This is a genomic window from Streptomyces massasporeus (assembly GCF_014648995.1).
GTDB classification, from domain to species: domain Bacteria; phylum Actinomycetota; class Actinomycetes; order Streptomycetales; family Streptomycetaceae; genus Streptomyces; species Streptomyces massasporeus.
This window is the reverse complement of sequence record NZ_BMSE01000015.1, coordinates 51,887-72,057: the sequence shown is the minus strand read 5'-3', so window position 1 is coordinate 72,057 and position 20,171 is coordinate 51,887. Positions and strand designations below refer to the sequence as shown.

The 20,171-nt window shown below is 70.4% G+C and carries 19 protein-coding genes; 11 read left to right on the top strand and 8 right to left on the bottom strand.

Translation table 11 applies throughout. The features are described 5' to 3' along the window. The first annotated feature begins 13 nt into the window (after window positions 1–13). From IE153_RS28400 to IE153_RS28370, 7 genes are all read left to right on the top strand, one after another. Window positions 14–481 carry an SHOCT domain-containing protein gene (locus tag IE153_RS28400; protein ID WP_189592645.1) on the top strand — a complete coding sequence of 156 codons (468 nt, stop codon included), beginning with the start codon at window positions 14–16 and terminating at the stop codon, window positions 479–481. 60 nt (window positions 482–541) lie between these two features. Beyond that, window positions 542–991 carry a DUF7144 family membrane protein gene (locus tag IE153_RS28395; RefSeq protein ID WP_189592644.1) on the top strand — a complete coding sequence of 150 codons (450 nt, stop codon included), beginning with the start codon at window positions 542–544 and terminating at the stop codon, window positions 989–991. Between the two features lie 21 nt (window positions 992–1,012). Beyond that, entirely contained in the window at window positions 1,013–2,365 is a 1,353-nt protein-coding gene (locus tag IE153_RS28390; RefSeq protein WP_189592643.1) for a diacylglycerol/lipid kinase family protein, read from the top strand. A gap of 112 nt (window positions 2,366–2,477) precedes the next feature. After that, window positions 2,478–3,653 carry a spore photoproduct lyase family protein gene (locus IE153_RS28385; RefSeq protein ID WP_189592642.1) on the top strand — a complete coding sequence of 392 codons (1,176 nt, stop codon included), beginning with the start codon at window positions 2,478–2,480 and terminating at the stop codon, window positions 3,651–3,653. A gap of 112 nt (window positions 3,654–3,765) precedes the next feature. Continuing rightward, window positions 3,766–4,221, top strand: coding sequence for a hypothetical protein (locus tag IE153_RS28380; protein ID WP_189592641.1), 456 nt, complete (start codon window positions 3,766–3,768; stop codon window positions 4,219–4,221). Between the two features lie 111 nt (window positions 4,222–4,332). Further along, on the top strand, window positions 4,333–5,433 hold the full coding sequence (locus IE153_RS28375; RefSeq protein WP_189592640.1) for a right-handed parallel beta-helix repeat-containing protein: 1,101 nt from the start codon (window positions 4,333–4,335) through the stop codon (window positions 5,431–5,433). Window positions 5,434–5,522: 89 nt separating this feature from the next. Continuing rightward, on the top strand, window positions 5,523–6,551 hold the full coding sequence (locus tag IE153_RS28370; RefSeq protein WP_189592639.1) for a methyltransferase: 1,029 nt from the start codon (window positions 5,523–5,525) through the stop codon (window positions 6,549–6,551). A gap of 114 nt (window positions 6,552–6,665) precedes the next feature. Here IE153_RS28370 and IE153_RS28365 read toward each other — a convergent pair whose 3' ends face one another. From IE153_RS28365 to IE153_RS28330, 8 genes are all read right to left on the bottom strand, one after another. Further along, window positions 6,666–6,998: a TcmI family type II polyketide cyclase gene (locus tag IE153_RS28365; protein ID WP_031104672.1), complete on the bottom strand. Its 333-nt coding sequence runs from the start codon at window positions 6,996–6,998 to the stop codon at window positions 6,666–6,668. Between the two features lie 20 nt (window positions 6,999–7,018). Beyond that, window positions 7,019–7,498, bottom strand: a complete 480-nt coding sequence (locus IE153_RS28360) for an SRPBCC family protein (protein WP_189592638.1) — start codon at window positions 7,496–7,498, stop codon at window positions 7,019–7,021. Between the two features lies 1 nt (window position 7,499). Further along, on the bottom strand, window positions 7,500–7,754 hold the full coding sequence (locus tag IE153_RS28355) for an acyl carrier protein (protein ID WP_097222665.1): 255 nt from the start codon (window positions 7,752–7,754) through the stop codon (window positions 7,500–7,502). A 33-nt stretch (window positions 7,755–7,787) separates the two neighbouring features. Beyond that, window positions 7,788–9,041 (bottom strand): ketosynthase chain-length factor, encoded by a 1,254-nt coding sequence (locus IE153_RS28350; RefSeq protein ID WP_189592637.1) that lies wholly within the window; start codon window positions 9,039–9,041, stop codon window positions 7,788–7,790. Further along, on the bottom strand, window positions 9,038–10,306 hold the full coding sequence (locus IE153_RS28345) for a beta-ketoacyl-[acyl-carrier-protein] synthase family protein (RefSeq protein ID WP_189592636.1): 1,269 nt from the start codon (window positions 10,304–10,306) through the stop codon (window positions 9,038–9,040). Before IE153_RS28345 ends, IE153_RS28350 begins: the two co-directional genes overlap by 4 nt. Further along, window positions 10,303–10,746 carry a cupin domain-containing protein gene (locus IE153_RS28340; protein WP_229829214.1) on the bottom strand — a complete coding sequence of 148 codons (444 nt, stop codon included), beginning with the start codon at window positions 10,744–10,746 and terminating at the stop codon, window positions 10,303–10,305. Before IE153_RS28340 ends, IE153_RS28345 begins: the two co-directional genes overlap by 4 nt. A 69-nt stretch (window positions 10,747–10,815) precedes the next feature. After that, on the bottom strand, window positions 10,816–11,970 hold the full coding sequence (locus IE153_RS28335) for a SchA/CurD-like domain-containing protein (RefSeq protein WP_189592635.1): 1,155 nt from the start codon (window positions 11,968–11,970) through the stop codon (window positions 10,816–10,818). Window positions 11,971–12,267: 297 nt separating this feature from the next. Next, window positions 12,268–13,926 (bottom strand): FAD-dependent oxidoreductase, encoded by a 1,659-nt coding sequence (locus IE153_RS28330; RefSeq protein ID WP_189592759.1) that lies wholly within the window; start codon window positions 13,924–13,926, stop codon window positions 12,268–12,270. 252 nt (window positions 13,927–14,178) lie between these two features. On the opposite strand from IE153_RS28330, the gene IE153_RS28325 reads away from it, so the two are divergent. From IE153_RS28325 to IE153_RS28310, 4 genes are all read left to right on the top strand, one after another. Next, window positions 14,179–15,015: an ATP-grasp domain-containing protein gene (locus tag IE153_RS28325; protein WP_189592634.1), complete on the top strand. Its 837-nt coding sequence runs from the start codon at window positions 14,179–14,181 to the stop codon at window positions 15,013–15,015. A 169-nt stretch (window positions 15,016–15,184) separates the two neighbouring features. Beyond that, on the top strand, window positions 15,185–16,570 hold the full coding sequence (locus IE153_RS28320) for a chitinase (protein WP_189592633.1): 1,386 nt from the start codon (window positions 15,185–15,187) through the stop codon (window positions 16,568–16,570). Window positions 16,571–16,640: 70 nt separating this feature from the next. Then, on the top strand, window positions 16,641–18,857 hold the full coding sequence (locus IE153_RS28315) for an RICIN domain-containing protein (protein ID WP_229829213.1): 2,217 nt from the start codon (window positions 16,641–16,643) through the stop codon (window positions 18,855–18,857). Beyond that, window positions 18,854–20,134 (top strand): ThuA domain-containing protein, encoded by a 1,281-nt coding sequence (locus IE153_RS28310; protein ID WP_189592632.1) that lies wholly within the window; start codon window positions 18,854–18,856, stop codon window positions 20,132–20,134. The genes IE153_RS28315 and IE153_RS28310 overlap by 4 nt, the downstream gene beginning before the upstream one ends. The last annotated feature ends 37 nt before the right edge of the window (window positions 20,135–20,171 follow it).

The window sequence follows — 20,171 nt, the reverse complement described above, 5'->3', positions numbered from 1 at the left end:
GACGGAGGAAGACATGAGCGCACAGACGTATCTGGCGTACGACTACCCCCTGCTGAGCGTCTTCTGGAGCATGCTCCTGTTCTTCCTGTGGATCATGTGGTTCGTTCTGCTCTTCCGCGTGGTGGTCGACATCTTCCGTGACGACGACATGAGCGGCTGGGCGAAGGCCGGCTGGCTGGTGCTCACCGTCCTGCTGCCCTTCCTGGGCGTGTTCGTCTACGTGATCGCCCGCGGCAAGAACATGGGCCGCCGTGAGATAGCGCAGGCCCGGGCGCAGCAGGAGGCCTTCGACGCCCGCGTCAGGCAGGCCGCGGGCACCGAGGCCCGGACCAGCAGCGTCGAGGAACTCGCCAAGCTGTCGGAGATCCGCGACCGCGGCGCCATCACGGACGACGAGTTCCGCAAGGCGAAGGAGCTCGTTCTGACCGGCCACGCCCCGGCCGGACCCTCGGGCTCCGGCGCCCACGCCTCCGATCGTTGAGCGTTCTCGTCACACGAGCCGAGCCACACGAGCCGAGCCACACGAGCCGAGGCACGCACCATGACCGCGACACACACCCGGTCCACACCTTCGGCGAGACAGCAGTGGGCCACCGGCCTGGCCGCCTTCGCGGCCGTGATGCTCTTCCTGGTCGGGCTGCTCGCCGTCTTCCGGGGCGTCATGGCCATCGCCGAGGACGACATCTTCGTCACGTCCCGCGACTACGTCTTCGCGTACGACCTGACCGGCTGGGGCTGGATCCACCTCGCCCTCGGCGTGGTCGCCCTGATCGTCACCGTCGGGTTGTTCCGGATGTCGATGTGGGGGCGCGTCGCGGGTGTGGCCATCGCCGGGCTCGTCATCATCGCCAACTTCCTCTCCCTGCCGCAGTACCCGGTCTGGTCGGTCGTGATGATCACGCTCTCGGGCTTCATCGTCTGGGCCCTGTGCGTCGTACGGGCCGACAACCTCTACGACCTCTCCGAGGACGCCCCACCACGCGACCTGTGACGCGAAGGGCGGGCAGCACTGGTGCATCGACAGGTCCGGCACCGGACGGAATCCACCGAGGCGGGGGCGGCCACCGCGCGCGAGGGCAGCCCCGGACGGGCACGCCTCGCCGTGCTGGCCCTGCTGGCGAGCATCCTGGTGCCACTCGTCACGGCCGGCCTGAGAAGCGTGCTGTGGGTACTGGCCGGAATCGCGGCACTGGCGCTGGCGGCCGTCGGGGTGTGGTGGATCCTGGCGCACACCGGAGTGGTCCGTGTGCTCGGACTGGTCCTGGCACTGGCCGCGCCGTCGGCCGTCCTGGCCCTGTACGCGGCGGCCGGAATGCTCTGGGCGGCCTGCCTGTCCCTCGCACTGTGGGCGCTCGCCCTCGCCACGGCCCGTAGCGCACTGCCCTCCGGCCACACCGCCTCGGAGCAGACGGCGACGAAGGCGCCCCGACACCCCTGGGTCCTCATGAACCCGCGTTCCGGCGGCGGCAAAGTGGGCCGTTTCGACCTGGTGGACAGGGCCCGGGCGGCCGGTTGCCGCGTGACGCTGCTCGATCGGGACCAGGACATCACCGAGCTGGCGCGGCAGGCCGTCGCCGAGGGAGCCGATCTGCTGGCCGTGGCAGGGGGTGACGGCACCCAGGCCCTCGTGGCCGAGGTCGCCGCGCGTCACGACCTGCCCTTCCTGGTGATTCCCGCCGGCACCCGCAACCATTTCGCCCTCGATCTCGGCCTCGACCGCGACGATCCGGCGACAGCCCTGGAGGCCCTGACCGAGGGCGTCGAACTCCGCATCGACCTCGGGTACGCCGCGGACCGCGTCTTCGTCAACAACGCCTCCTTCGGGACGTACGCGTTCGTCGTCACCGATCCCGCCTACCGGGACGCCAAGGCCCGCACGACCCTGCGCACGCTCCCCGGTCTCCTCACCGGCGAGGATGCGCCCAGGCTGCGGGCGCGGGCCGACCGGACGCACATCGACGGGCTCCAGGCCCTGCTCGTCAGCAACAACCCCTACGGGCGGGCCGTCGACGCCGCCCACCCCGGGCGCAGGGGACGGCTGGACTCGGGGCTCCTCGGCGTGGTGTGCGTGCGTGTGGGCAACGCCGCCCAGGCGGCACGCCTCCTGCGCGGTCCGGGCTCCGGGGGAGGACTGATCCGGCTGAGTGCCGAGACCGTCGTCGTCGAAGCGGACTCGGACACCCTCCCGGCCGGCATCGACGGAGAGCACGTCGTCCTGCCGTCACCCGTGGTGTGCCGCATCGCGCCCGGCGCACTCCGGGTCCGCGTGCCATGCCGTCGCCCCCGCACCTCGCGGGTCGGTGACCGGGCGGCCGACTGGCCGGGCGTGGTGCGACTGGCGCTGAACTCGCCCCGGACCACATGACACACGCGTCGGCAATGTGTGCCCCGTACAGTTGAGTGACGGGAATCCTCCAGCCCGGTTGAGCGACGGGACCCCCTCTCCTCCGCTCGCACCCCTCCGTACGGGAGCACTCATGCACCACCCGTCCGGCGCCCCCGACGACGACTCCGGCGCACTGTTCGGACTCGACGCCCTCACTCCTCGACCGGACGCCGCCGACCGGCGCCCCTCCTTCCGCACCTCCGGCGCGGCTCGCCGACTGCTGCCCGTGCGCGAGATCTACGCCGAGCCCGCGGCGGCCGAGTCCCCCCGCGGGAGGCAGATCAGCGCCCGGTTCCCCGACGCGCGGGTGACGACGGTGGAGTCCCACTGGCGCCTTCCCGGTTTGCACGGCAACCAGGGGAACATCGAGCGCTGGGTGCGCATCAAGGGGGAGACGCTGGTCCTGGGCGAGAGGAAGTCCCTCACCACACGCCCCAACGGCCGGTCGGCGGACTGGATCGCTCCCGGCGCCTCCAACGGCTGCGCGATGTCCTGTGCCTACTGCTACGTGCCCCGGCGCAAGGGATACGCCAACCCCATCACCGTCTTCACCAACATCGACCGGATCGTCGCCCACATCGCCCGGCACGTGGCGCGGCAGGGGCGCAAGCCCGAGCCGAACCAGTGCGACGCGGAGTCGTGGGTGTACGACATCGGGGAGAACGGCGACTGCTCGGTGGACGCACTGATCTGCGACAACACCGCGGATCTGGTGCACGCTTTCCGGCAGTGGCCGACCGCCAAGGCGTCCTTCGCCACGAAGTTCGTCAATCCCGACCTGCTGGCCCTCGACCCGCGTGGCCGCACCCGCATCCGGTTCTCGCTGATGCCGCCGGACGACGCCCGGCTGCTCGACGTGCGCACCTCGCCCGTCGTCGAGCGCATCGGCGCGGCGGCCGATTTCCTGGACGCGGGGTACGAGGTCCACTTCAACCTCTCCCCCGTGGTCGTCCGCCCCGGCTGGGAGGCCGCCTGGGCCGAGTTGCTCATCCACCTCGACGACGTGCTGCCCCAGCGGGTGAAACAGCAGGCGGCGGCGGAGGTGATCATGCTGACCCACAACCGGGACCTGCATGAGGTCAACCTCGGCTGGCATCCCCGTGCCGAGGACGTCCTGTGGCGCCCGGAACTCCAGCAGGCCAAGCGCTCCGAGAACGGCGCCCTCAACCTCCGCTACCGCAACGACGTCAAGGGCGAGGCGGTACGGACCCTGCGCACCCTGATCGACCGCCACGCGCCGTGGCTGCGCGTGCGCTACGCCTTCTGAGCACGTCTCACGGCCTGCGCGGCGCGGGGCAGCCGGTATGCGGGTGCGCAGAGCCGCGCGTCGCCCGAATGCCGGTGATGCGAGCAGCCGCCGACAGGGCAGTCAGTCCTACATGAGTGATCACCACGAGGGACCGGACGCGGCCCACCGCCGTCCACCCGGCATGACCGACGCCACCGTCCGGGCCTTGGGTGCCCTGTCCAAGGCACTGGAGACGACCGAACGTGCGCGCGGCCACCTGTACGCCTTTCACCAGCTGACGGGCGGGGCCGACTTCGAGCTGGACCGCGCGGCCGACCTCATGCGCGACGCCGGTCACTCGCGATGGGCGGAACGGATCCGGCACGAGATCACGGGCCGCAATGTCATTCCGGGGCACTGGACCTTCCAGATCATCGAGGCCTACGACGCCACCTACTACGAGCCGTTCAGAGCCACGGAGCGGGAGGCGCGCCGGGAACTGGCCGACGGCAGGGACCACCTGTACGAGGCCGAGCTCAAGGAAGCGCGCCGCACCGGTGGGCACCCCGATCACACGGCTCGGCCCGACGCCGCACAGCAGGGCTGAGAGGTCCTTTCGGGGCGCCGGCCCGCCCGGGCCGGTGCCTGTCGGCAGGGCCACGCCGCCGGATGGCCCATCTCACCGTTTCGCGACCTTTGTGGACATAATCTGCGCGGTATGAACAAATGCCATATCGCATACCTGGCGTGCGCAGCCGCGCTGCTCGGTACGGGCCTCGGGGCCGCTCCGTCGACCACCGGCCACACGGTCCATCTGGTGAGGCCCGGGGAATCGATCCAGAAGGCGGTGGACAGCGCCCGGCCGGGTGACACCGTTCTGCTGGCGCACGGCACCCACCACGGAAGCATCGACGTGACCACGCCCGGACTCACCTTGCGCGGCATGGGCCGCGGCACGGTCCTCGTACCGGAGGCGGGCGCGGGCACCACCACCCTTCCCGCCGGCGCAGCGGGCGCCGCGAGGGCCGCCGACAGCTGTGCCGCGGCCGGCAACGGCATCTGTGTCACGGGCACGAAGGACCATGGCGTCGACGGCGTCACCATCGCGTCCCTGACGGTGACCGGCTTCGCCAAGACGGGCATCCACGCCAATGAGGCCGACAGGCTGACGGTGCGGAACGTCACCGCGGCCCGGAACGGGGTGTGGGGCATCGCCACGGAGCGCTCGGCCCGTGGTGTGTTCCGCGGCAACACCGCCCGGGGCAACGGCGACGCGGGCCTCTTCCTCGCCAACACCGTGAAGGAGGAGGAAGGCGCCACGGACACCGGGGGAACGGTGGTGGAGCACAACCGGCTGGAGGGCAACCGGATCGGCGTCACCATCCGCCGGCTGCGCAACCTGACCGTCGCGGGCAACCACCTCACGGGCAACTGCGCGGCGGTCTTCGTCGTCGGCGACGAGAACAAGCCGAAGGCCGGCCTCGTGACCGTGCGCGAGAACCGCATCGAGCGCAACAACAAGTCCTGCCCGAAGACCGCCCGGCTGGACGCCCTGCAGGGGTCCGGCATCGTCCTGACGGGCACCGAGGACAACCTGATCACCCACAACGTGATCAGGGACAACGTCGGCACGTCCCCGCTCTCGGGCGGCATCGTCGTGTTCAAGAGCTTCGTCGGCACGACCAGCGAGCGGAACCGGATCAGCGGCAACCTGCTGGAGGGCAACTCCCCGGCGGACCTGGTCAACACGGATCCCGGCGAGGGCAACACGTTCCAGGGCAACTCCTGCCTGTCGTCCAAGCCCGCCGGTCTGTGCTGACCGCACACCGACCCACACCCCTCGACGCGTCCGAGAGTTCCACGACTGTTCAGTGATCACCCTGCTCGATCCAAGTAGAAAGGCGGCACATGACGACCACTCAGCCAGCCCCTCCGCCGTCCATGCGGCTGCGGGAACTCGCGTTCGGGGCGGCATGTGCCGCCGCCCTGCGCGCGGCCGCCCGGCTGGGCGTCGCCGATGCGCTCGGTGACCAGCCCATGGCCGTGGAGGACATCGCGGCCGCGGTGAAGTCCGAACCCGGCCCGCTGCGACGGCTCCTGCGGGCCCTGTCCTGCTACGGCGTGTTCGCCGAACGCCCGGACGGGACGTTCGCGCACACCGACGTCTCCCGGTTGCTGCGCGAGGACGACCCCCACAGCCTGCGCGCCATCTCGCTGTGGTGCACCGAGCCGTGGACCTGGGACGTCTGGCCGAAGCTGGACGAGGCGGTGCGCACCGGCCGCAACGTGGTGGAGGACCTGTACGGCAAGGAGTTCTTCCCCTACCTCAACGAGGACGCCCCGGAGTCGGCGGACGTCTTCAACCGCGCCATGACGACCTCCAGCGTGCAGTCGGCGCAGGACGTCGCCGCGTTCCTCGACCTCACGGGATGCGCCTCGGTCGCCGACATCGGCGGCGGCCAGGGGCACGTGGTGGCGAGCCTGCTGGACAAGTACCCGGACTTGCGCGGGACGCTGCTCGACCTTCCCCGGGTGGTGGAGAACGCCGTCCCGCGACTGCGCACGGGCGGCGACCTCGCGGACCGCGCGCAGGTCGTGCCCGGCGACGTCCGGACGGCCGTCCCGGTGAGGGCCGACGTCTACGTCATCAAGAACATCCTGGAGTGGGACGACGAGAGCACCACCCGCACGCTGCGCAACGTCCGCGAGGCCGGCGGCCCCGGGACGCGGGTGGTGGTCATCGAGAACCTCGTCGACGACTCGCCGTCCATGCGGTTCAGCACCGCGATGGACCTGCTGCTGCTGCTCAACGTCGGCGGGGCCAAGCACACGCGCCAGAGCATGGTGGACCGGCTCACCGAGGCCGGCCTGGTCATCGACGACATCAGTCCCGTCAATCCCTATCTCCACGCGTTCGACTGCCACATCCCCGGCTGATCCGACCGCGTACCGAGGGGTCGGGTGATCCCGGGACTCCCTCGACGCAGACAGACCGACGGCCGCCGGGTCCGCGACGCTGCGGACCCGGCGGCCGTCGAGTGCCGACTGCGGTCAGCCGGCCGGCTCGCGCTCCCAGAGGTAGAAGCGCTGCGCCATGGCGTCCTTCGGGGAGCGCCAGGTGTCGGGGTCGTACGCGCTGACGTACGCGGACAGGCGCTCGCTGACGTCCCGGAACTCGGGATGCCCGGTGATCTTGGCAATGGCCGGTCCGGGCTCCCGCTCGGACTCGATCAGGTGCATGTACACATCGCCGAACTGGAAGAGGCTGCGCCGGGTCACGCCGACGAGGTGCGGCAGCTCCCCGCGGTCGGACTCCGCGAACACCTTGGCGATGTCGGGGGCCGATCCCGGGGCCATCCGGGCGACGATCAGGGCTTGGTGCATGGGGCTGTTCTCCGTCCGGCTCAGTGGGTCAGACCGGGACTCGCACCGCGTTCGGCTGCGATCTTCTCGATGCGGTCGCGGATCAGACCCATCTGCACCTTCGAGTTCCGGTTGATGTTGTCCGTCATCCACTCGTCGTCGACGGGTGCCTCCGGCTTCATCGCGAAGTCCTGCGTCCAGACCATCCGCGTGCCGGCCGGCACCTCTTCGTACCGCCAGTGGATGTTCATGTGGGCGAAGGGACCCGTCTCGACGCGGCGGGCCTTGACGGTGAGCGTCTCGCGGTCGGGCTCGCGCTCGGAGACCCAGCTCCACACGGTGCCGTTCTCGTCCGGGTGCATCGTCAGCCGGAAGGTCGTCTTGTGGCCCTCCCGGGAGATGATCTCGACGGAGGCGTATTCGCTGAACAACTGCGGCCAGTTCTCCAGGTCGTTGGTCACCTCCCAGACCAGGTCCACAGGTGCCGCGATGGTGATCTCGTTCTGCGTGTGTCCGGTCATGTCACGCTCCTGCCAGAAGGGCACCGTTGACGAGGTCGAGGAACTGCCGGGGCGTCTTGGAGCGTTCGGCGTCGGTGGGCATCGGCGTGCCGTACCGGTTCTCCAGCTCGCCCACGATGCCCAGCAGGCCCAGCGAGTCCACGCCCAGCTGCTCGAAGGCCGTCTCGTCGCGGCGGAGTTCCTCCGGAGTGACGGTGACACCGGTGCACTTCTTCATGAGTTCGGCGAGCTCTTCCACAGTGATGCGGTCATTCATGCCATTTCCCTTCCTTGCCTGTTCCACGGCGCCTCAGGACGAGGCGTCGGTGGCGCCGTGCCGCAGCACCAGCGCCGAGTTCGACCCCATGAGCCCGCGGCTCAGCACCAGCGCCGTGCGTACCTCGGCGGTACGGGCCCGGCCGGTCACGAGGTCGAGGTCGTGGCAGATGTCGAAGACATTGGGGGTGGGCGGGACCAGACCGTGCTCCATCGAGAGCACCGCCGCCGCGACGTCCATCAGCGGCGCCGCGCAGTAACCCCGGCCGATCCCGGTCTTCGGCGCGGTGACGGGCACCCGGGTGCCGTGGGCCCCGAGAGCGTCGGCGATGGCCAGGGCCTCGGCGCGGTCCGCCTGCGGTACGCCGAGGGCGTCGGCGAAGACCACGTCGATCTCCTCGGGGGCGCAGTCGGCCTCCGTCAGAGCGCCCCGGACCGCCTGAGCGAGCCCTTCCCGGGACTCCTCCCAGCGGGAGGCCCCCGTGAAGGTCGCCGCGTGTCCGGCCAGGTGGGCCCGCACGGGCGCGCCCCGTTCCCGAGCCGTGCTCTCCGTCTCCACCACGACCATGGCTCCACCCTCGGCGGGCACGAACCCGCAGGCCGCGGAGGTGAACGGGCGGTAGGCACGGGCCGGGTCGTCGACCGTGCTGAGTTCCTCGTAGCCGAGTTGGCAGACCACCGAGTACGGCGCGATCGGTGCCTCGGTCGCGCCGGCCACGATCACGTCGGTGCCGCGCCGTACGGCTCGTGCCGCGTGGGCGAGGGCGTCCAGGCCGCCGGCCTCGTCGGCCGCGACGACCGAGCAGGGGCCCTTGAAGCCGCGGCGGATGGAGATCTGGCCGGTGCTGGCGGCGTAGAACCAGGCAATGGACTGGTACGGGCCGACGAAGCGACTGCCCTTGCCCCACAGCTGCTGGAGCTCGCGCTGTCCGAACTCGCCGCCGCCGGAACCGGCCGCGGTGACCACGCCCACGGAGAACGGCACCTCGTCGGTCACGGACCGGGGGAGCCGGGCGTCGTCCAGCGCGAGGTCGGCCGCGGCCATCGCGAAGTGCGTGAACCGGTCGGTCTGGACCAGGAAGCGCTCCTCGATCGCCGCCGACGGGTCGAAGTCGCGGACCTGGCCCGCCACCCGCAGCGGCAGATGCTCGCAGCCCTCCCGGGTGACGCGGTCCAGGACGTTGATGCCCTCCCTGGTGGACTTCCAGAAGGTCTCGGTACTGGATCCGTTGGGCGCGACCACACCGATTCCCGTGACGGCCGCGCGCCGTGGACGAGGTTCGCTCATCGTGACTTCTCCCTCGGCCGGTTCATGACCACCGCGGACTGGAACCCGCCGAATCCGCTGCCCACCGAGAGCACGCTGTCGAGCTTGCGCTCGCGGGCCACGCGGGGGACGTAGTCCAGGTCGCACTCGGGGTCGGGGGTCTCGTAGTTCGCGGTCGGCGGTACCACCTGGTGGGTCAGGGCCAGCACACAGGCGACGAGTTCGATCGCTCCGATGGCGCCCAGGGAGTGGCCCACCATCGACTTGATGGAACTCATGGGGGTTTGGTAGGCGTGCGGTCCCAGGACCCGTTTGACCGCTGCGGTCTCGTGGCGGTCGTTCTGCTTGGTGCCCGAGCCGTGCGCGTTGACGTAGTCGATCGCGGTGGGGTCGACGCGTGCGTGGTCGAGGGCGTCCTCGATGGCGCGGGCCATCTCCAGGCCCTCGCTGGTGAGGCCGGTCATGTGGTAGGCGTTGCCGAAGGTGGCGTAGCCGCCGAGCTCGCAGTACACGTGGGCGCCGCGGGCCCTGGCGTGCTCGAGCTCCTCCAGGACGAGTACGGCGCCGCCCTCGCCCATGACGAATCCGTTGCGGTCGGCGTCGAAGGGGCGCGAGGCGTGGGCCGGGTCGTCGTTGTTCGGGGAGGTGGCCTTGATCGCGTCGAAGCAGGCCATGGTGATCGGGGAGATCGGCGAGTCCGAGGCGCCGGCGATGCAGATGTCGGCGCGGCCCTCCTCCACGGTGTGGAAGGCGTACCCGACCGCGTCGAGCCCCGAGGTGCAGCCCGTGGACACGGTCTGCACCGGGCCGCGTGCTCCGAACCGCTCCGCCACCGTCGAGGCGAGCGAGCCGGGCGTGAAGGCGCGGTGCAGGTCGGGGCCGGCTTCCCGGTGGTCCACGTCCCAGCGCTGTCCGCGGTGGGAGACCAGGACGTAGTCGTTCTCCAGCCGGGTGGTGCCGCCGACCGCCGTGCCGAGTGAGACGCCGACCCGCCACGGGTCCTCGGCGTCGAGGTCGAGACCTGAGTCCCGTACCGCCTCTTCTCCCGCGACGAGGGCGAACTGGATGTAGCGGTCGCTGCGTTCCGTCTCCCGCTCGTCCAGACCGTGGGCGGCGGGGTCGAAGTCGCACTCGGCGGCGATCTGCGAGCGCAGACCGGACGGGTCGAAGAACGTGATGGCCCGTGTCGCCGTGCGTCCGTCCGCCAGGAGGTTCCAGAACGCCGGCACGCCTATGCCGCCGGGAGCGACGATACCTATGCCGGTGACCGCCACTCGCCTCGTCATGACCGGACCTGACGTCGTTCGGCCGCCTCCGCTCCCACCACTGCGGACTGGACGTCGGTCGCCTCGGTGTCCACGTGGCCCAGCGGCGGACTCGGGGCGAGGGGGCCGAGGTGGAAGACCAACCGGGCCTCCACGTTGCCGACGTTGCGGAAACGGTGGCGCATGTTGACGGGGATGAGCAGCCCCTGTTCGGGCTGGAGCGGGTGCGGCTCTCCGTCCAGGTCCACCTCGAGCTGCCCGCACACCACGTACACGAACTCCTCGGAGTACGGGTGGTAGTGCTCACCGATGCGGTCACCGGGCTCGATGAGGGCCACGCCCATGAATCCACTGGTGGCGCCCACCGCGGCCGGAGTGAGCATGGCGCGCAGGTCACCGCCTCGCCGGCGGTTGGGCTCGACGTCGCTCAGGCTCACGATGTTGGGACGGGATGTGATCACGGGTTCCTCCGTTGAGGTGCTGCACCAACGCGGGAGAGGCGGCAGCCGCCTCTCCCGCCGGATGGCGAATCAGGCGTCGGGCGACCGGCGGTCGGTGACGAGATCCATGCGCGCCAGTTCGAGCACACGCGCGAGGCTGCCGTCCTTCGACGCGACCACGTCCATGCCCGCGGTCTCGTCCAGCAGCGTCGTCAGCTCGGCCACCTGTGCCGAGTCGGACAGACCGAGGATGTGGCCGGGATCGGCCGCCTCGAGTCCGCCGTACACGTCGATCAGCCGTACGACGACGTCGTCGCGCTGGAAGATCGTGCTGCGCAGGACGGGGTTGCGCGGGTCGTCCGCCGCCTCGTCGCGATGGGCCAGGAGTTCGGCGAGCTGCATCCCGCGCTCCGGCCGTGCCGGGTAGTACAGGGCGTACCGCTCGGCCTGCGGGTTCTGGCGCTCCGCCATCACGTGATGGACGGCCGGCAGGGCTGCCCTGGTGAAGAAGACCCGGGCGGACTCGGGGTCGCCCAGGTCCCGGTCCTGCTCCAGATGGGGGTTGATGGCCTCTTCGACGGCCCGTACCTCGGGCTGGCGGGCGACGTGGCGCAGCGCGGCCAGCAGGTCGCCGCGCACCTCGACGGCCCGCACCACCCGGTTGCCGTGCATGAACAGCGAGGTGCGGCACAGGCGCGTGGTGTCGTCGACCTTGGGCTCGGGCGAGTCGTAGTCGGCGAGGATCTTGGCGACGATCTCCTCGCTGCCGGGCTTCACGGTGAAGGTGAGCGCGTGCCGGATCACGCCGTCACCGATCCTGGGCGCCGTCTGGAGCCTGCGGGCCGCCTGGTCGGTGCCCGTCGCCGGGCCGCCGGTCTCGCGGACCACGTGGAAGCGCAGTGACCGGGTGTCGCGGACGCAGCTGTGCAGCGGCTCCACCATCCGCACATGCTCCTCGCTGTTGACCCAGGCCAGGAAGGGCGGGGCACTCTCCCACTCGCTGGTGATGAGCCACTGGGAAGGGTTCTCGATCGACTGGCACAGCTGATCGCTGACGTGCCCGGGCACGGACGCGACCTGGTTGCACAACTGTTCGTAAGCTTCGAGGAACTGGTGCTGGGCCCCGTCGTGGACGTCGACCAGGAGGACGACGCGCAGCCGGGAACCGTCGAACACGGACTGGGAGACATGGTGCGACGCCTGTCGCGCACGCGAACCTTCCACCCGTTCGGACGTGGTGGTCATCCCGCACATCTCCTTCGCGGAGGGGAAAGTGAGCGCCGGTCGCGGTCGTGCGACGTCGGCGTTCCTCGATCCTGTGGCCGTCCCCGCACTTCGCGCGACTCGGACGGCGTGCGCGAGTGACGGGGCGGGAGGCGGGCGGTACGAGAAGAGCCCGGACGGATCAGGCGATCCGCGCGGTCACGGCCTGCCGGCCGCACTCCCCCGCACAGGTGACGTGGGCATCCACTCGTCCTCCCGCCACGGCCGGGGCAGTCGACGTGCCGCCCGTCGACTGCCCCCTCCGCTGCGTCAGGGAGCTCAGGCGACTGCCAGTGCGGTCCTCAGGACCTGGTGCAGTACCGCCTCCGCCTCCGCGTCCGGTCCCTGGGACCGCCATACGACGAATCCGTCGGGCCGGACGAGCACCGCGCCCCCAGGGCCGGTCCCGTGGCGCTCGGCCCAGTCGGCGTCGTCCTCCGGCACCAGGTCGGCCTGAGCCCCGGTGCCCACCCGGTACGACGTGAGCGGCAGGGACAGTGTGTCGGCGAGGCGGACGGCTGCCCCGTGCCACTCGTTCGGCTCAGCGGCGTCACTGAGCAGCACGAGGGACCGCTCGTACAGGTCGAGCGTCGAGAGCCGTTCGTCCCCTCGGCGCACCCACAGGTGAGGCGCCCTGCTGCCCGGTCCTCCGCTCAGGTCGAGGCGCTCGGGCACCACTGGGACCGCCGGATCGGCGCCGACGACGGCACCCTGCGGGTAGCGGTAGCCGAGGGCCACGTTGAGGATGCCCTTCTGGGGGCCACCGCCGCCCGCTCCGGGGGGCGGGGCGAATCCGGGGTGGCTGTGCTCGGCCGACCGGGCCGCGGCCCGCGCGCTGGTGGCCTCGGCCACGGGGCGCCGCTCGGCGTCGTACGTGTCGAGCAACTCCTCCCCCGCCCAGCCGTCGAGCACCGCGGCCAGCTTCCAGGCGAGGTTGTGAGCGTCCTGGATACCGGTGTTGGAACCGAAGGCCCCGGTGGGGGACATCTCGTGCGCCGAGTCACCGGCCAGGAACACCCGTCCCGACCGGTAGCTGCGGGCGACCCGCTGAGCGGCGTGCCAGGGCGCCTTGCCGGTGATCTCCACATCGAGGTCGGGGACCCCGACCGCCCGGCGGATGTGCTCGACGCATCGCTCGTCCGTGAACTCCTCCAGGGATTCCCCGTTCTCCGGGTGCCAGGGGGCGTGGAACACCCAGTTCTCGCGGTTGTCCACCGGCAGCAGGGCGCCGTCGGCCTCGGGGTTCGTCAGGTAGCAGACGATGAAGTGACGGTCCCCCACGACGTCGGCGAGACGGCGGGAGCGGAACGTGAGGCTGACGTTGTGGAACAGGTCGCCGGGCCCGCTCTGGGTGATGCCGAGTTGCTCACGCACGGGGCTGCGCGGGCCGTCCGCGGCGACGAGGTAGTCCGCACGGATGGTGGTGTGCTCACCCGTCTCGCGGCTCTTGACGACGGCGGTCACACCGGTGGGGTCGCTGTCGAACGACATCAGCTCGGTGGAGAAGCGCAGATCGCCTCCGTGCTCGCGGGCGTGGTCGAGCAGCACCGGTTCGAGGTCGTTCTGGCTGCACAGGCACCAGGCGCTCGGGCTGAAGCGGGCGAGGCCGCCGCCCGGGTCGATGTCCCTGAACAACCACTCGCCCGCGTCGCCGACCAGGGTGGGCGCCTGGAGGATGCCGTGGTTGACGGCCAGGGTGGCGGCCGCGTCCTGGATCCCCTTCTCGACGCCGGCCACCCGGAACAGTTCCATCGTGCGGACGTTGTTGCCGCGGCCCCGCGGGTGGATGGAGGTGCCTGCGTGGCGCTCCACCAGCACGTGGGGCACGCCCAGGCGTCCCAGGAACAACGAGGTGGACAGGCCGACCAGGGAGCCGCCCACGATGAGGACCGGGACGCTGATGGTGTGGGGGCCCGTCCGTCCGGCTCGTTCGTTCATCACTCTCGCCTCCAGCGCATCGATGCCGCCGACCCGGCCGGATACGGCGGAGGTCCTCATGCATGCCCCGGGAAGCTGACGGTGGCTCAGGCTTCACCCGCCTGCGGCGCGACGCGGGCGGGTCCCGGTGGGCGCGGGGCATGCGCATGGCCGCCCCGCACGTCGCCGGGCCGGTCATCGAGGGGACGAACCCCGGCGCGGGGCAGTGCCCGGCGTCGGTAGATTGGGGGCCACCGACCCAGGAGATGTCCCGTGCCCGGCCGCCCCAGCGTTCTGTTCGTGACCGATCTCGCCTACCCGGCCCGGGGGCGACGCTATGGCGACGAGGACGTCTTCCTGTCGTCGCGGCTGCGGAACGATTTCGACCTCGCTCTGTGCCACCCGCTGGATGCCGCCGCCCTGATGGACTCCTTCGACGCGGTCGTGGTCCGCAACAGCGGCCCGGTGCTCCACTACCAGAGGGAGTACGACGCCTTCCGGAACCAGGCCGCGGTTCGCGGCACCCGGGTCTACAACCCGTTGTCGGGCCGGGCCGACATGGCCGGCAAGCGGTACCTGCTGGATCTGACGGCAGCCGGACACCCGGTCATCCCCACCGTCGACCGACAGCAGGATCTGGCCCTGCTCCCCCGGGCCGAGCAGTACGCGGTCAAGCCGAAGGCGGGGGCGGACTCCATCGGCCTCACCTTCGTCCCCCGTGACCGGCTGGACGGCCTCGCCTACGGTGACGTGCTGGTCCAGCCCCGCATCGACTTCCGCTACGAGGTGTCGTTCTACTACGTCGACGACGCCTTCCAGTACGCCCTCCACGCCCCCGATCCCGAGCGACGCTGGGTCCTCGAGCCCTATCTGCCCACGGAAGCCGACCTCGGCTTCGCCCGCCGCTTCATCGACTGGAACACCCTCGATCACGGCATCCAGCGCGTGGACGCCTGCCGCACCCGAGAGGGCGACCTCCTCCTGGTCGAGTTGGAGGACCTCAACCCCTACCTGTCCCTGGACCGTGTCGATGCCCCGACCCGCGACGCCTTCGTCACCAGCATGACGAGCTCCCTCCACCGGTTCCTGGACGCCTCACCGCGCACCTAGCCGTCCCCCGGATTGGCCTGTACCAAAGCCTTGACAGTTGCTTGCGTCACTTCTTAAATCATGAACTGAGATAAGCCCCACGCCCCTCCCCCCACCTGGCGCCGACACGCCTCGAGCGCACATGAAGCACTTCGCATGACATGCGCATGGCCAGAATGGACGTGACTTCATGATCGAAAACCTTGTGGCCGCCCGCACCGGACGCCACGTGCTGGGTACCGCCGCGGCCGCGGCTCTCCTCGTAGGTCTCAGCGGGGTTCCCGCGAGCGGCGCCGCGGCGGCCACGGGACAGATCACCGGGACCGGCGGAAAGTGCGTGAACGTCGCGGGCGCCGCCACGGCCAATGGCACCGCCGTACAGCTCTACGACTGCAACGGCAGTGCCGCCCAGCAGTGGACCGTGGGCAGCGACGGCACCGTCCGCGCGCTCGGCAAGTGCCTCGACGTGGCCTCCGGCGGGACGGCCGACGGCACGCGGGTGCGGCTCTGGGACTGCAACGGCAGTGCCGCCCAGCAGTGGTCCGTCACGTCCGCGCGGGACATCGTCAACCCGCAGGCCGACAAGTGCCTGGACGCGAGCGGCAACAGCTCCGCCAACGGAACGCGGCTGCAGATCTGGACGTGCACGGGAGCGGGCAACCAGAAGTGGACCGCGCCGGACGGCGGCACGCCGGTTCCCTCACCCGGCGCGATGGCCGTCGCCCCCTATCTCTACAACGGCTGGGGCAGTCCGCCGAACCCCACCACCGTGATGAACGCGACCGGCGTCAAGTGGTTCACGCTGGCCTTCGTGCTCAGCAACGGCTACTGCACCCCTCAGTGGGACGGCAACCGGCCTCTGACGGGAGGCGTGGACCAGCAGACGATCAACACGGTGCGGGCGGCCGGCGGCGACGTCATCCCGTCCTTCGGCGGCTGGAGCGGCAACAAGCTGGAGAGTTCGTGCGCGAGCGCGGGTGAACTGGCCGCCGCGTACCAGAAAGTGATCAACGCCTACGGCCTCAAGGCCATCGACGTCGACCTCGAAGCGGCCGCGTACGACAGCCCGGCGGTGCAGCAGCGCACGGTCGACGCGCTGAAGACCGTCAAGGCCGCCAACCCCGGCATCAAGGTGTACATCACCTTCGGCACCGGCCAGAACGGCCCGGACAGCAGTCTGATCGGCAAGGCCGCCGCCTCCGGTCTCACCGTCGACAGCTGGACGATCATGCCGTTCAACTTCGGCGGCGCCGGCCAGAACATGGGGCAGCTCAGCGTCCGTGCCGCCGAAGGACTCAAGACCGCGGTCAAGAACGCCTACGGCTACACCGACGACCAGGCATACCGGCACACCGGCATCTCCTCGATGAACGGCATCACCGACAACGGCGAGACCGTCACGGTCGCCGACTTCCGCACCATCCTCGCTTACGCCCAGCAGCGTCACCTGGCGCGGCTGACGTTCTGGTCGGTGAACCGCGACCGGCCGTGCACGGGCGGCGGAGCCGACACCTGCTCGGGCGTCGCCCAGCAGCCGTGGGACTTCACCCGGGTCCTCGCCCAGTACGGCGGCTGACACGCCGCAGCGACCGCCCCACCCCCTCCCCGCCCCCCACTCACGCCGCTTCGTCGGCACAGGAGAAGACGTGCTCCGACTCCCCCGACCACCCATCGCCGGACGCTGGACCGCGCTCCTCGCGGCCGCTGCCACCACCGCCTCGATCCTCACCGGCCTCCAGCCCGCCCAGGCCGCCCAGGCCGCCCCCTCGGTCGCGGCGGCCCTGCCCACCGGCTGGTCCACGGTGGTGAACAACGGCAGCGCCAAGTGCCTGGACGCCCGGGCCGCCGCGACCGTCAACGGCACCGCGGTGCAGCAGTACGGCTGCAACAACAGCACCGCCCAGCAGTGGAGCTTCACCCCCACCAGCGACGGCTACGTACGCATCAACAACCGCAACGACGCCCAGCAGGTCGTGGACGTGAGCGACGTGTCCACCGCCGACAACGCGGCGGTGCACCTGTGGACGTACGGCGGTGGCGGCAACCAGCAGTGGCGGGCGGTCGACGAGGGCGGCGGCGCCTACCACTTCGTCAACCGCAACAGCGGAAAGTGCCTCGACGTACCGGCCGCCGCCACGGCCGACAGCGTCCAGCTCGTTCAGTACACCTGCAACGGCACGGCGGCGCAGCGCTTCCAGGTCGCGCCGGTGAGCACCGCGCCCGGTGATGTCGACCTCGGTCCCAACGTGGTCGTCTTCGACCCGTCGATGCCGTCCTCCACGATCCAGAGCCGGTTGAACTCCGTCTTCCAGCAGCAGGAGACGAATCAATTCGGCTCCCAGCGCTACGCGGTGATGTTCAAGCCCGGTACCTACAGCAACGACGTGAACGTCGGCTTCTACACCCAGGTCCTGGGCCTGGGCCAGTCGCCCGACTCGGTCACCATCAACGGCGCCGTACACGTCGAGGCCGACTGGTTCCCGCCACAGAACGCCACCCAGAACTTCTGGCGCGGGGCGGAGAACCTGTCGGTGAACCCGACCGGCGGCACCGACCGGTGGGCCGTCTCCCAGGCGTCCGGGTACCGCCGCATGCATGTCCGCGGCAACCTCGAACTCAGCGACGGCGGCTGGTCCAGCGGCGGGTTCATGGCCGACAGCAAGATCGACGGCCAGGTGCGCTCCGGCACCCAGCAGCAGTGGCTCACCCGCAACTCACAGCTCGGCAGCTGGACCGGCTCCAACTGGAACATGGTGTTCGTCGGCAGCCAGGGCGTACCGGGCAACACCTTCCCCAACCCGCCCTACACGACGGTGAACCAGACCCCCACCGTCCGGGAGAAGCCGTTCCTCTACGTCGACGGGGCCGGGGCCTACAAGGTGTTCGTGCCGTCACTGCGGTCCGACTCCTCCGCCACCACCTGGGCGGGCGGCAACGCCGCCGGCTCCTCGCTCGGCATCGACCAGTTCTTCGTGGTCAAGCCGGGCGCGACCGCGGCGCAGATCAACGCCGCCCTGGCCGAGGGCAAGAACCTCCTGGTGACCCCCGGCGTCTACCACTTGAACCAGACCCTGCGGGTGACCCGCCCGGACACCGTCGTCCTCGGTCTCGGGCTCGCCACGTTCATCCCGGACAACGGCGTCACCGCCATGACCGTCGCCGACGTCGACGGGGTCAAGGTCGCGGGTGTCCTCTTCGACGCCGGCACCACCAACTCGCAGACGCTGATGGAGGTAGGCCCGGCCGGTTCCGCCGCGGACCACGCGGCGGACCCGACCTCCCTGCACGACGTGTACTTCCGCGTCGGCGGTGCCGCCGTCGGCAAGGCGACGACCAGCCTGGTCGTCAACAGCGACGACGTCATCGGCGACCACATGTGGATCTGGCGCGGCGACCACGGCACCGGGATCGGCTGGAACACCAACACCGCCGACACCGGACTCGTCGTCAACGGCGACGACGTGACCATGTACGGCCTGTTCGTCGAGCACTACCAGAAGCACCAGACCGTCTGGAACGGCAACGGCGGGCGGACGTACTTCTACCAGAACGAGATGCCCTACGACCCGCCCAACCAGGCCGCCTGGATGAACGGCTCCACCCAGGGCTACGCCGCCTACAAGGTCGCGAACTCGGTCACCAGCCACCAGGCCTACGGACTGGGCAGCTACTGCTTCTTCAACGTCAACCAGTCCGTCACCGCCGAGCACGCCTTCGAGGTGCCCGACAACCCCAATGTGCGCTTCCGGAACATGGTCACCGTCTCGCTCGGCGGCACCGGGACCATCCGGCACGTCATCAACGACCGCGGCGGCCCGTCGAACTCCTCGACCAACGTGGCGAGCCTGGTGAGCCACCCGTGACCCGGCTCGCCGCACGGCTGCTGCTCCTGCTGGCGCTGGTGCTGGGGCTGACCGCCCCGGCCCACGCCGGGCCCAGCTCACCCGCCGCCGCGCAGGCGCCCGACTTCAAGGTCATCGCCTTCTACAGCGGCACCTGGGACGCCGCGCACATCGACTTCGTCAAGGAAGCCAACGAGTGGTTCCCGCGGACGGCGGCGCAGAACAACTTCACCTACACGGCGACCACAGACTGGAACCTGCTCGCGAACGGCGGGGTGAACGACTACCAGGTCGTCCTCTTCCTGGACGACGCGCCCGAGACCGCGGCGCAGCGGACCGGATTCGAACGGTACGTCAGGGCCGGCGGAGGCTGGATGGGCTTCCACGTCGCGGCGTTCACCACCGACGCCGGCTCCTGGCCCTGGTACTACAACTCCTTCCTCGGCAGCGGCAACTTCCGTTCCAACACCTGGGGTCCGACGTCAGCGGTACTGCGCACCGAGGACCGGACCCACCCCGCCGCCACCGGACTGCCCGCGACGTTCACCTCGTCGGTCAGTGAGTGGTACAGCTGGTCCAACGATCTGCGGAGCAACCCGAACATCAGGATCCTGGCGTCGGTCGACCCGTCGAGCTTCCCTCTCGGCACCGACCCGAACCAGTCCTGGTACAGCGGCTACTACCCGATCCTGTGGACCAACACCCAGTACAGGATGCTGTACGCGAACTTCGGGCACAACGCCATGAACTATGACACCCACACGCGGCTCTCCTCGACGTTCGCAAGCGCCACGCAGAACCGCTTCCTCATCGACGGCCTCAAGTGGCTCGGTGGTGCCGGGAACGGCCCCGCACCCGGCGACCCGATCTCCGAGACCGCCTGGTACTCACTGACCAGCGCGGCCGGCGGCACTTGCGTCGACGCCCGAGCAGCGGCCACGGCCAACGGCACGGCGATCCAGCAGTACGCCTGCAACGGCACCCTCGCCCAGCAGTTCCAGTTCCGTTCCACCGACGGCGGATACAGCCGTATCGCAGCGCGCGGCAACCCACAACAGGTCATCGATGTCACCGGCGTCTCCGTGGACGACAACGCACCCCTGCAACTGTGGTCCTACGCCGGGGGCGGGAACCAGCAGTGGCGCCCGGTGCGGGAGGCGGACGGCGGCTACCACTTCGTCGCCCGCCACAGCGGCAAGTGCCTGAGCACCGACGGCAGCGCGACGAACGGCGTTTCGCTGGTGCAGCGGCCCTGCGGCACCTCGGCCGCGCAGAGCTTCCGCCTGAGGACCGGGTGAAGCCAACGCCGCAGTACCACGCCGGTCTGAGCCCGGT